Raw genomic sequence first — 12,199 nt, 5'->3', positions numbered from 1 at the left:
GGGAAACAGATCACAGCTTGCTGTCGGCCTCGCCGGTCATCCATACCGTTTTGTCCGCAGCCGGACGGCGCTTGCCTTCGGATGGCGTCGTCTCCGGAATGCCGATGTACACCAGTCCTACAATGGCATCGGCTTCGCCGAGACCGAACGCCTGCTTCATCCGCGGATGATAAGCCGGCTCCCCGGTCCGCCAGATCGTCCCGAGTCCGAGCGCATGCGCCATCAGCAGCAAATTTTGCACGGCGGCGTGCGCTGCGGCAAACTCCTCGATGCGGCTGACCCCTTTCGCTGTAGACGGGGATACGGCAACGGCGATCACCACCGGCGCACGGAACGCTTTCGCCGCCTGCTTCGCCCGCAGCTCCTCCAGCTCTTGTCCGGACACGCCTTTGGCCCCTTCGGCCGCAATATCTGCATACGCATCAGCCAACGCTTGCCGGCCGCCGCCGGTCATCACATAAAAGCGCCATGGCTCGGTCGCATGGTGGCTGGGCGCCCAGTTGCCCGCTTCCAGCAGCTGCTCGACCACTTCCCGCGCGATCGGATCGCTCTTGACGCGTCCTACGCTTCTCCGGCCGCGAATCGCCTCGGTTAACGACATGTTCGAATTCATCAGATCGGCACCTCCAAAATCATCATAATGGAAAAGACGTTACCGCAAGGATCATAATACAACGGCCTCCCCGCCGTCAAATCGCTCATAAACCTCGGACATGCCGGGATCTTGCAAGGCCGTCTGCGCGGGCTGTACTATGACATTATAATACGTTATAATGGAACGAGTGTGTTTGCATTTTATAACCTGACAATCAAGGTGGCTGTACATGAAATTAAATAACGAAAGCTCCAACCCGCTTTACGTTCAACTCAAGCAAATGATCAAAGAAGAAATTCATCGCGGAACCTACAAGCCCGGACAGCAGTTGCCGTCCGAGTCGGATCTTTGCGACATTTACGAGGTAAGCCGGATTACGGCCCGCCGAGCCATTCTGGATTTGGTGGACGAGGGCATTCTGCAGCGCAAGCAAGGCAAAGGCACGTTTGTGAAGGAATTCAAAATCGAACGGGAGCTGCTGGCGGCCGACGGATTTTCCGAGTTCATCATGACCTCGGGCGAAACGCCCAAGTCCCAGATTTTATCGTGCAATACGGTCAAAGCAAGCGCCGAGCTTGCCCATTACCTGAACGTGCCTGACGAAGAACCGCTGCTGCGCTTGAAGCGATTGCTGTACGTGAACGATGATCCGTTTTTCATCGACACGACGCACTACCCGCTCAGCCTGTTTCCCGGCCTGGAGCAATACATTACGGAATCCGTATCGACCTATGAAATCTTAAAAAGAAGATACGACATCGTACCGACGAGCAACGCCAAGGTGCTGAACGTCATCTATGCAACCCAAGCGGAAGCGGAGCTGCTTAAATGCGAGCAGGGCGCAGCGCTGTTCGATATTTTCAAATTGGCTTTCGATGCCGGGAACAGGCCGATCCATACGTCTACCTTGCAATTGCCGGCGCACAAAGCGACGTTCACGATCAACAGCTCCGCCCTGCCGAACGCGGGTGGCAAAAAGGTTCTACCCAAGCATACTTGACCGGACAAGCGTCTTCCGCAAGTCATCAATAAAGCCACTGTCATAGTGGCTTTATTCCTTATAAGGGACTCCATACCCGAATGCGCCGTAATGGGCGCAAGTTCTCGCAGCCGCCTCGGCCGCGAAGCGCAGCGCTTCTTGCATCTCCGCACCGCTCCCGTATGCCGTCAGGAATGCCGCGATAAACGAGTCTCCCGCTCCCAACGTGTCCACGACGTTCGCTTCTGCGATCGCCTGTTTATACAGCCTTCCACCGGAAGAGAACATGGCCCCATGACCGCCTCTCGTGACGCCGACTACGGAAGTTCCATACGCATGTACGTCTGCAATCAGCTTCCCGCATTCGGCCTCCGTCAGATCGCTTCCGGAGAAAAACGCATATTTGAGATTCGGGCATACGTTTCTTAAATAATCCGGGTCCCGCTTCGTCGAGAAGTCGAAGGAAAGATCCGCATATCCGCTGAGCAAAGGCAGATCCCTTTCCACATAGCTGTAGACGCTTGTATGCAGCACATCGAACTGCCCGAGATAGGCCAGATCTTCTTCCGTGAATCGGAGTGTCATCGACTTCTGCACGCCGCCTTTGTTCGACCGGACGAACCGGCGGTCTCCCTGCTCATCGAGCGCGACAACGGCCAGTCCGTTCGGCCCGTAGGCTCTGCGAATGCGGGATACATCGATGCCTTCCGCTCTGAGACTGCGCAGCACGTGGTCTCCCGCTTCATCATTTCCAATTATACCCATATAGGCGCATTGCTCGGCACCGCACCTTTTGCTGAGCACCGCAACGTTAAGAGCGTTCCCGCCCGGAAACATTTCTCCCCGGTCCATAAAAAAGTCAACGACGTTATCTCCCACTCCAATTAGTTTCATCTTCGTTCCCCTCTCCTGCTCCCGATTATCCTTTCACTCCACCGGCCGCCAAGCCCCGGATAAAAAACCGCTGCATCGACAAAAACAAAATGATGACGGGCAGCGCCGAAATCATCAGCCCGGCCAGCAGCACGCCCCAATCCGTCTGCAGCATGTCCCGGAACTGCATCAGCCCGGCCGGAATCGTCTTCAGCCGTTCGCTGTCGATAAATACGATGGCAAACATAAATTCGTTCCACGCAAAGTACGCCGTCAAAATAACAACCGTGAACAAAATCGGCACACTGAGCGGGATGAAAATACGCATAAAAATGCCGAAGGTGCTGCTGCCGTCCATATATGCCGCTTCCTCGAACTCTTTGGGAACCGAAAGGAAAAACGAGCGTACAAGCAAAAGCGACAGCGGTATGCGATACGCCGCATACGGCAGGATGAGCGCCCAGTGCGTATTGTGCAGACCCAACGCTTGAATCAGCTTATAGAGCGGAATTAAGCTGACCTGCGGCGACAGCATCAAGCCGCCCAAGCATAAGATCAACAAAAGCGACTTCCCTTTAAACTCGAACCTGGAGATGCCGAACGCTCCAAGCGCGCTGAGAAACACGACCAGCAAGCAAACGATCGTCGTGACAAATACGCTGTTCAGGAAGTAGTCGGAGATGCCGGAATGCCACGCCGTCGCGTAGTTGCTGAACAGCCACGTTTTCGGAAGCCCCCAGCTGTTGCCGAAAATCTCCCCCGACTCGCGGAACGAATTGATGAGCATCCAGAGCAGCGGATAAGCGATCACGGCGAAATAAACGATCAGAAGCACATAATACAACGCTACCGTCCCGCTCAACGATTTTCGACTCATCGTCAGGCCTCCTCTCCGGACCGGAATAATTTCATCTGCAGGAACGAGATCGCCAGTGTCACGATCATCATAAAGACGGCGATCGAGGAAGCGTACCCCATCAAATCTTTCACGAAGGCGGTTTTATACAAAAGCGTTCCGAGCACCTCGGATGCATGCCCCGGTCCTCCGCCCGTCAAAATGTACGGCTCGTTAAATACCGTGAATGCCTGGGTCAGTGTCACCGTCGTCGTGACGAACGCCATTTCCTTCACCTGCGGAAGCGTGACGCTGACAAACATCCGCCACCGGCCGGCCCCGTCGATCTCTGCCGCTTCATACAGTTCGCCCGGTATTTTCTGAATGGCGACGATGAACAGCATGGCGACATAGCCGACGCTCTGCCATTGCGAGACGGCGATGACGGCAAACATCGCGGTGCCGCTTTCGCCCAGCCAGGCGTGCGACCAGCTTTCCAGGCCGACAGCCCTCAGAAACCCGTTAAGCAGCCCGACCTCCGGATTGTAAATGAAATCGAACAGCAAAGCGATAACCGTAATGGAAATGATCACCGGCAAAAAGTACACGGTGCGGAAAAACGGGGCCCACCGCCGGATCGCCCGGTCCTCAAGAATCGCGGCAACAACCAACCCGCCCCCGACTTGGCAGACGACCGAAATAACGGCATACCAAACATTGTTGGCCAAGGCCGAATACAGCAGCGGATCGTGAAACAAGTCGGTGTAATTTTGCAGACCGATGTATGCCATATCCGGGGAGAACGCATTCCAGCGGTAAAAGCTGTACTGGATGTTGCGGACGATCGGGTAATAAATAAAGGTGAGCAAAACCAAGAATGGCGCTGCCAAGTACAAGTACGGCGTTATAGGTTTTTGGCGCAAAATTCATCCCCCCTAAGTTTGCGAGAAGGAGGCGGCGAAGCCCGGAAACTCCGCCGCTGAAGTAACTCATTGTCCGCTGCTTGCGGCTTCCCTGACGGCTTTACCCGCCTTCTGGACTTCCCGGATAACGTCCTGCGGGGTACCTTCCCCGTTAAGCATCAGTTGTACGCCGTTTAAATACGTATCGACAATTTTGCTGTCAAGCGCGGTGTCGAGCCACAGCGCCGTGTTTTCCGCATTCATGATCTGAGCCGCGGCGTCCTGCATGGCCTTCGTCGAATTGCCCGAATTGACCGCCCCTTTGACGGCGCTGAAAAAGCCTACGTCTTTGACCAGCTTCTCGCCCATTTCCTTGGAGGTGAGAAACTTCAGGAAGGCCACCGCTTCCTCGGGGTGCTGTGTGCCGGACGAGATCATGAAGCCTTCCGGACCTCCGGTCATGTAGTTGGGATTGCCTTTCCCCCCGTCCGGCTGCGGGAAATCCATAAACCCGAGCTCGAACTTGATGTTCGGTTCGACCAAACGAATTTCCGCCGTCTGGAGATAAGCGATCGCCGCCTTGCCGTCAATAAACATTTGTCGCGCAAACTGATGCTCCAGCGAATTGACATTTTTGTTGAAATAGCCATTCAGCTGATTCAGCTTTTCAAGAGCGGTGACATAAGCAGGGTCTTCGAACGAGCCGGTCGCCCGGTTGTAGTCTTTTTGCAGCGTCTTTTCATCCACCATCTTCTGGTTTAACGTGCCGATGTAATGCGATACGGCCCATGGCGCTTTGTTGCCGAACGCGATCGACGTATAATTGTTTTTCTTGAGCACGTCCAGTACCGAAATCAATTCATCCCACGTTTTCGGAACGGCAAGGTTCAATTTCTTAAAGATATCTTTATTGTAAAAGAACGTTTTGCCGTCCATCGTCATAGGGACGCCGTACGTCTTGCCGTCCAGCGCAAAAGGCGCGACCTGCGAAGCAACCAGCCGGTTCGACCAATCTTGATCCGTGGATAAATAAGGCGTCAAATCGAGCGCTTTTTGACCGCGAATAAACTTGTAAGCAAATTCCCCGCTCCACGTAAAGAAAATGTCCGGGGGCTCGTTCGTACCGAGAAGCACCCTGATTTTTTCCTTATAAGAGTCGTTGAGCACCGATTCGAGCTGGATCTTGATGTTCGGATTTTGCTTCTCGAATTCCTTGACAACGCTTTCAAAATAAGTTTTTTCAGGCTCCTTGGGCCAGCGGTGAAACAGCTTAAGCGTCACTTGTTTTTTGGAGGAGTCCGCTTTCTCCTGCCCGCTCGCTTTATTCCCCGAAGCAGTCGAGCTGTCGGCAGACGATTGGGCGCACCCGGACAAAACGCCGGCGGCCAGAAGCAGACTGCCCATCACCGATAAAGTTCTTTTCATCGCTTTTCCCCCCTGTAATTATGGATCCCGTGCAGCCCGGACCCGAGCCGGAGACTCGAGGAGCCTCCGTTCGCGTCCGCGTCCAAGCTATTTTTTATTAATAGGCCACTTTCCACATATAACGGCGGGTCGTAAGCGGATGATTCCGCGCATCGGCCAGCTTATTCGCATGAAGGCGCAGCACCACATTCAACACCAGAGGGGCAATATAGCCTTGAACCTCCGGATCGATCCCGGTCAGATCCAGCGCTTTGGCGTCCAGAACGATCAATTTCTCCCCGTATCGCTTCGAGAATTCCAGCGCGCGTTCCTCGAGCGGACGGGTTTCGTCCAAGCCCAGCAAAATAATAAACGGCACATTTTTATCTAAAATTTCAAACGGCCCGTGAAAGTACTCGCCAGCATGAATCGCATGCGAGTGAATCCACTGCATTTCCATCAGGATGCAAATCGCGAACGAATAGGCAATGCCGTAATTCGCTCCGCTGGCCATCGTATAAATCACTTTTTCATCCTTGTACCCTTCGGCGAAGCGCGCGGCCGGCTCGGCGAACTGCTGTCTCGCTTTATCATAAGCCTGCTGCAAATGCGCCAGGCTGTTCATCATCGGTCCGAATTTAAGATTGTTTTCCCGCACTTCGAGCAGCCCCATAACGATCTGATACATAATTCCATAATTCGTATCGATCGCGACGGCGTCGTCGCCCCAACCGTATTTTATCGCATAATCCGACTCGGCGGCCAAGGGAGATTGTTCCACATTCGTTAGACTGACCGCCAGCGCCCCTTTCGACCGGGCGAACTTCGCCGCCTCCACCGTCTCCGGCGTATTGCCCGAATGAGAGCACAGCACAACCAATGAATGCGCTCCCAACGTAACCGGATTGCGGTGGATGAATTCATTCGAACTGTACAGATCCGAGACGATTCCCTTCGCTTCGCGGTCCAGCAAATATTTGCTGGGGTACATTAAAGCGGACGAACCGCCGCAAGCGACAAAAAACACGTTCCGGATGTCCCGGTTCCTGAATACCTCAAGTACTTGACGAACCTGCTCGTTCACATTGGCATAAGCGTTAACCATGGATGCGCTTCCTCCTCTAAGATCGATAATGTTCTGAAACAAACGATGGGGTTGATCGATCACCGGCTTTTTGATAATATGTTATATAACGTTATATGTCTTTATAATATTATCTGTTAACTTATCTGTCAATATGGAGAAAACAAAAAACCTTAGTCCGACTTCAACCGAACTAAGGCTTGTTCCTTGCTGATTCTGTTATCGTTTGCTTCGAACCTCAAAAATAGCGAACTTCAAATAGTTGCCTTCCTCTACACCGAGAATGCGGGGATGGTCCTTGCCGGCATTGCGGAATTCGATCAGACGCAGCGTTTTACCCGCATCGTAGGCGGCCGCATGGATCGTTTCGAGGAACAGCTCCGGCTTCATGTGGTAGGAGCAGCTTGCCGTTACCAAGTACCCGCCTTCGTTTACCAGCTTCATGCCGTGCAGGTTAATATCCTTGTAGCCGCGGCAAGCCCCTTCGACCGCGCTCCGCGACTTGGCGAAGGCCGGCGGGTCCAAAATGACCACGTCCCACGTTCTGCCTTTCGCAGCAAGAGGCACCGACGTATCGACCTTCCGCTCGCCCGCTTTTCCCCGCTCCTGACGCAGCTCCAAGCCGCGGGCGTGCTCGCGCAGGTAATCGAACGCGTCGGCGACGACGAACTCCACCCGGTCGCTGAAGCCGTTCAGCTCCACGTTCCGCTTGGCTGTTTCAATGGCATGCTCGGAAATGTCGAGGCACGTCACTTTTTTGGCGCCGAACTGGCACGCATGAAGCGTAAAGCTGCCGGTATGCGAGAAGCATTCCAGCACCGTCGCACCGTCCCAATAAGGAAACGTCACTTCGCTGCCGTTCCGGTTGACCGGCACGCGTTTTACCGTTCCGTCGTCCAGCACCCGCTCTTGCAGCTCAACGCCGCTCCGTTGGCCCCAGCCCTTCATAAGCGGTTCCAAAGCGGCCCGGTTTTCCCGCTGGTCGAAAAAATAACCCGTCTTCTGCCCCTGCGCAATATCCACTTCCAGAACGATCCCGTTCTCGCGGATTGTGACATGCTGCGGGCATTCGCCGTACAGCACGCCGGTGCGCTGCTCCAAGCCTTCCAGTTGCCGCACGGAGACGTCGCTGCGCTCGTAAATGCCGGCCGGACGCATCACCTTGACCAACGCGGAGACGACCGCCTCCCGCACACGCTCCATGCCGAGCGTCAAAATCTGGACCACCAGCACGTCCTCAAACTTGTCCACGATCAATCCCGGCAGGAAATCCGATTCGCCGTAAACGAGCCGGTACGACCCTGCGTTCGGCAAAAACCGTTCCCGGTGCTCCTTGCACTCTTGAATCCGGCGAACAAAGTAGGCGTGCGTCATTTCTTCCATCGGTTCGTGGGAAACAATCCGCACGGTCAATTGCGAAGCCGGATTATAATACCCGGTCGCCAAATATTGACCGGCGTGCGTATGTACGGATACAAGCCCTCCCGGCGGCGCTTCGCCCTCCACGCGTTCGATTTCCGAGCGGTACACCCACGGGTGGCCTTCTTCCAACCGTTTTTTTCTTTTTTTCTGCAATACGACGACAGTCATGGCCGAAGTCCTCCCAATGTTTAGTACGACGAGATGCCGCTGAGCCCCCGCTTCAGGTCAAATTCGGTCATTGCCCGTTCACTTCATAGCCCAGCGCATTCAGCGCCTTTTGCAAAACGGAATCATTGTTTCCGTACCCGGAATGCGTCTGCTGATGCCATGCCTCCAGCGGATGAAGCCATTCGACGCCGCGGATTTCCTCGACCTGCGCCTGCAGGGTGCCTCCGGTCGCTTCCACCAGAAAATAGTGGACCTCTTTGTCGATGACCCCGCCGTTCATGGCGAATTGGTATGTGATCGTCTCCAGCGGACGCACGATGGTTCCCGTAATTCCCGTTTCTTCGAGAATTTCGCGCAGCGCCGTTTGCTCTATCGTTTCCCCGGCTTCCATCTTGCCTTTCGGCAGCGTAATTTTGCCGTACCGGTCCTGGATCATTTGCACCTGCACGTCGTTTCCGATTTTGCGAAACACCACGCCACCTGCCGAAATTTCCTTCATCGACATCACCCTTTCCTATTGGAAATCGAAAGGACTTCACCCGGCGGACACAGGCGGTCTTACCGGCGGCTTGAATCATGAATGCCGCAGGAAAACGCGCCTGCTTATCGTCGAATGAAATCCTTCGTTCTTCAGCTTATACGATCGCTTTAGCCGCTTGTCCCGGAATCGTCTCGGCCGAAGCGCCCGTGCCCGTCGCTCTGGACGGCAGGTGAACGGCTCCCGCTTCGGGGGCGCGGACAAGCTGGCCGCGGCACTCGTTGACTCCGGCTTCGGTGACCTTCACCCGGCATACTTGGCCGATCCAGTCCTCGCTGCCTTCGAACACGAGCTGCAGGTAGTTGTCCGAATAGCCCATGAGCAGGCCGCTTCCCGGCTGACCCTTGTAGTCCCGCTCCGGAATGACCTCCAGCACTTGGCCGACAAACGTCTCCGCGTAGCTGAGCTGCATTTTCTCGGACAAATCGATCAGCTCGTGCACACGGGCGTTTTTGATTTCCTCGTCAATCTGATCCTCCATCCGCGCGGCCGGCGTACCGGTCCGCTTGGAATACGGGAATACGTGCATTTCCGAAAACTTCATCTGTTCCATAAACTGGTAGCCACGGCGGAACATCTCGTCCGTCTCCCCCGGGAAACCGACGATAACGTCCGTCGTAATCGCCACGCCCGGCATAATCCGGTGGATGTGCTCGATCTTGTTGGCAAATTGCTCCGTCGTATATTTCCGGCGCATCCGCTTAAGCACTTCGTCGTCTCCGGCTTGCAGCGGAATGTGCAGATGACGGCACATTTTGTCCGAGGCCTGCAGCACCTCAAGCACCTCGTCCGTAATTTGGCTCGCTTCGATCGAGCTGATGCGAATCCGCTTCAGGCCGTCGACCTTGTCCAAATCCCACAGCAGCTTGGCGAGGCTGTAATCCTCCATATCCTCCCCGTAGCCGCCGGTATGAATTCCCGTCAGCACGATCTCCTGATAGCCTGCATCCACGAGCATGCGGGCTTGATTCAGCACGCTTTGCGGCTCGCGACTGCGCATGAGGCCGCGTGACCACGGAATAATGCAGAAAGTACAGAAGTTGTTACAGCCCTCCTGAATTTTCAGGAAAGCGCGCGTACGATCCGAAAAGTCCGGCACGTCCAGCTCTTCGAACGCGCGTGTTTTCATAATATTGCGCACCGCGTTGATCGGCTGACGCTCCTGCTCCAGCTGTTTCACGTAAGGCATGATTTTGTCCCGGTCCTGCGTTCCGATGACCAGATCGACGCCCGGAATCGCCATGATTTCGGCCGGCGACGTTTGTGCGTAGCAGCCGGTCACCGCGACGATCGCCTCCGGGTTTCTGCGAATGGCGCGCCGAATCATCTGGCGGCTCTTTTTATCCCCCGTGTTGGTCACCGTACATGTATTGATGACATAGACATCGGCTGTCGATTCGAAATCAACCTGCTCGTAGCCTTCCTGTTTAAACAGCTGCCAGATCGCTTCCGTATCGTAGAAGTTGACTTTGCATCCGAGCGTATGAAAAGCGACGGTTGCCATTTATTGTTCTCCCCCCATCTCTCCGGATTCGTATAAAATGCATGTGAGTCCGACCATGGCGGCCGTCTCTGTCCGTAGTATTCGTTTGCCCAAGCCGACCGCCACACAGCCGGCCGCTTCCGCCTCCGAAACTTCCCGCTCGCTGAACCCGCCCTCGGGTCCGACGATAAGCATTAGCTTGACGCGGCTTCCGTCGGTTCGGTCGTTTCTCTTGGCTACCGCTTCCCGAATCGCCCGGCGCAGCTGCTGCGCATCCTGCTTCTCATAGCAGATCCAGGCGGCATCCGCTTCCGAAGCCGTCCGCAGCAGCTCCTTCCAGGAGAGCACGGATTCGACCGCGGGAACGCGGTTGCGGTGCGCCTGCTCGGCCGCTTCTTTGGCAATTTTCTGCCAGCGTTCGAGCCGCTTGCCTTCCTTTTTGCCGTCCAATTGAACGACCGTACGCTCCGAAACGAACGGCAAAAAACGGACCGCGCCGATTTCCGTCCCTTTCTGGATGACAAGCTCCATCTTGTCCCCTTTGGGCAGGCTTTGAGCGATCCATACGTCAACCGCCGCTTCGTTCTCCATCGGCAGACGGTCCACAATATCCGCCGTCACCTGCCGGTCCTCCAAAGAACGAATGCGTACAAGCGCCTCCCGGCTCACGCCGTCGCTCACAATGCACGTATCTCCCGGCTTCGCCCGCATCACGCGAATCAAGTGATGCGCATCGTCCCCGGTTATCGTAACCACAGCATCCGCAAATTCGTTCGGATGAATGAAATATCGCTGCATTCCGTATCCTTCGCTTCCACAAAAATAGGTTGACCGCTTATACGAGACGTAGAAACGGTCATCCTTCATCATACACTTTTTTCGCTCCAAACGCCAGTTTCTGAAGAAAATTAACCAATTTTACCGGAAACGATCACATCCGGATGCCTACCCCGAACATCAGCTTCGCCACAGAATCGAACGCCGCAAAAATCGGCCCCTGCAGGGCAAAGATCGGCCCGAGCGTAACGTGCCGGATCGGCGGTATGAAGAACATCAGCAAAATCGCGTAAAACAGCCACTGCTCGTAAGGCTTGATCTTCATCATGATGCGGCGCGGCAGCAAATCCTCCACAATGCGGTAGCCGTCCAGCGGAGGAAATGGAATCAGGTTGAGGATGAACAAGAAAATATTCATCAGGACCATTCGGGTGAAAAACAGCTGAATCGCCAAGCTTACCCCTTGCGACGTTCCGGTTAACGCGCCCATACGAATGAGCGCGTAGAACAGGATTAAGCTTACGAAAGCAAGCACCAAGTTGCTGAGCGGCCCGGCTAACGAGACGATAATGCCCATCAGCCGGGGCTTTTTGAAGTGGCTGCGGTTGACCAGAACCGGCTTCGCCCACCCGATGCCGACGACCAGAAAGAAGATCATCCCCAGCAGATCGAGGTGTACGCGCGGATTCAGCGTGAGCCTCCCCATCGACCGCGGCGTCGGATCGCCGAACCGGTCGGCGAAGTAAGCGTGCGCGAATTCATGCACGGTAAAGCCGATCAACAACACAAGGAAAACAAACGGCATTTCCTCCAGCGGGTAGGCGAAAAAGTTCCAATCCATATCGGCTCACCTACGGCTTTCTGGCGACGAGCACAACCCAATCCTGCTCCTCGGTTTGTTCGATCAACTCGAAGCCGGCTGCGGTCAACGCTTCTTCTACCGCCTGCTGCTTGCTCTTGATAACGCCGGATACGATATAGCGTCCGCCCGACTCCAGAACCTCGTACACATCCTGTACGAACAGCAGTATAATTTCGGCCAAAATGTTCGCCACAACGACCTGCACGGGCAGCTTGACACCAAGCGCGCCGCTTCCGGCGGCTTCCGCTTTATGCTCGTTCAGCACCTGCAGCAGATC

The 12,199-nt window shown here is 55.1% G+C and carries 13 protein-coding genes; 1 reads left to right on the top strand and 12 read right to left on the bottom strand.

Annotation, left to right across the window (positions count from 1 at the left end; genetic code table 11):
* Positions 1–10 precede the first annotated feature (10 nt).
* Positions 11–613, bottom strand: coding sequence for a nitroreductase (locus QJ48_RS19065; RefSeq protein ID WP_054975113.1), 603 nt, complete (start codon positions 611–613; stop codon positions 11–13).
* Positions 614–824: 211 nt separating this feature from the next.
* On the opposite strand from QJ48_RS19065, the gene QJ48_RS19060 reads away from it, so the two are divergent.
* Positions 825–1,595 carry a GntR family transcriptional regulator gene (locus QJ48_RS19060; protein WP_054975112.1) on the top strand — a complete coding sequence of 257 codons (771 nt, stop codon included), beginning with the start codon at positions 825–827 and terminating at the stop codon, positions 1,593–1,595.
* 51 nt (positions 1,596–1,646) lie between these two features.
* Here the strand turns inward: QJ48_RS19060 and QJ48_RS19055 are convergent, their stop codons facing one another.
* From QJ48_RS19055 to QJ48_RS19005, 11 genes are all read right to left on the bottom strand, one after another.
* On the bottom strand, positions 1,647–2,468 hold the full coding sequence (locus QJ48_RS19055; RefSeq protein WP_054975111.1) for a PfkB family carbohydrate kinase: 822 nt from the start codon (positions 2,466–2,468) through the stop codon (positions 1,647–1,649).
* Between the two features lie 25 nt (positions 2,469–2,493).
* Positions 2,494–3,324 carry a carbohydrate ABC transporter permease gene (locus QJ48_RS19050; RefSeq protein ID WP_082420581.1) on the bottom strand — a complete coding sequence of 277 codons (831 nt, stop codon included), beginning with the start codon at positions 3,322–3,324 and terminating at the stop codon, positions 2,494–2,496.
* Between the two features lie 2 nt (positions 3,325–3,326).
* Positions 3,327–4,208 carry a carbohydrate ABC transporter permease gene (locus QJ48_RS19045; RefSeq protein WP_054975109.1) on the bottom strand — a complete coding sequence of 294 codons (882 nt, stop codon included), beginning with the start codon at positions 4,206–4,208 and terminating at the stop codon, positions 3,327–3,329.
* 63 nt (positions 4,209–4,271) lie between these two features.
* Complete coding sequence (locus QJ48_RS19040) at positions 4,272–5,609, bottom strand: ABC transporter substrate-binding protein (RefSeq protein ID WP_054975108.1); 1,338 nt, start codon at positions 5,607–5,609, stop codon at positions 4,272–4,274.
* A gap of 97 nt (positions 5,610–5,706) precedes the next feature.
* On the bottom strand, positions 5,707–6,693 hold the full coding sequence (locus QJ48_RS19035) for an SIS domain-containing protein (protein ID WP_054975107.1): 987 nt from the start codon (positions 6,691–6,693) through the stop codon (positions 5,707–5,709).
* Between the two features lie 198 nt (positions 6,694–6,891).
* Positions 6,892–8,262, bottom strand: a complete 1,371-nt coding sequence (locus tag QJ48_RS19030) for a class I SAM-dependent rRNA methyltransferase (protein ID WP_054975106.1) — start codon at positions 8,260–8,262, stop codon at positions 6,892–6,894.
* A 67-nt stretch (positions 8,263–8,329) separates the two neighbouring features.
* On the bottom strand, positions 8,330–8,761 hold the full coding sequence (locus QJ48_RS19025) for an NUDIX hydrolase (protein ID WP_025851299.1): 432 nt from the start codon (positions 8,759–8,761) through the stop codon (positions 8,330–8,332).
* Positions 8,762–8,897: 136 nt separating this feature from the next.
* Positions 8,898–10,304: a tRNA (N(6)-L-threonylcarbamoyladenosine(37)-C(2))-methylthiotransferase MtaB gene (mtaB, locus tag QJ48_RS19020; RefSeq protein ID WP_054975105.1), complete on the bottom strand. Its 1,407-nt coding sequence runs from the start codon at positions 10,302–10,304 to the stop codon at positions 8,898–8,900.
* A complete protein-coding gene (locus QJ48_RS19015; RefSeq protein ID WP_054975123.1) occupies positions 10,305–11,081 on the bottom strand; it encodes a 16S rRNA (uracil(1498)-N(3))-methyltransferase in 777 nt (258 codons plus the stop codon).
* Positions 11,082–11,214: 133 nt separating this feature from the next.
* Positions 11,215–11,901, bottom strand: a complete 687-nt coding sequence (locus QJ48_RS19010) for a site-2 protease family protein (RefSeq protein ID WP_054975104.1) — start codon at positions 11,899–11,901, stop codon at positions 11,215–11,217.
* Between the two features lie 10 nt (positions 11,902–11,911).
* Positions 11,912–12,199: 50S ribosomal protein L11 methyltransferase (locus tag QJ48_RS19005; protein WP_193394466.1), on the bottom strand; the 288-nt coding region annotated here is incomplete at its 5' end.

It is taken from the genome of Paenibacillus sp. A3, from assembly GCF_001399685.1.
In the GTDB taxonomy this organism is placed as follows: Bacteria; Bacillota; Bacilli; order Paenibacillales; family NBRC-103111; genus Paenibacillus_G.
The sequence above is the reverse complement of the archived record's forward strand: the minus strand, read 5'-3'. Positions and strand labels throughout refer to the sequence as shown.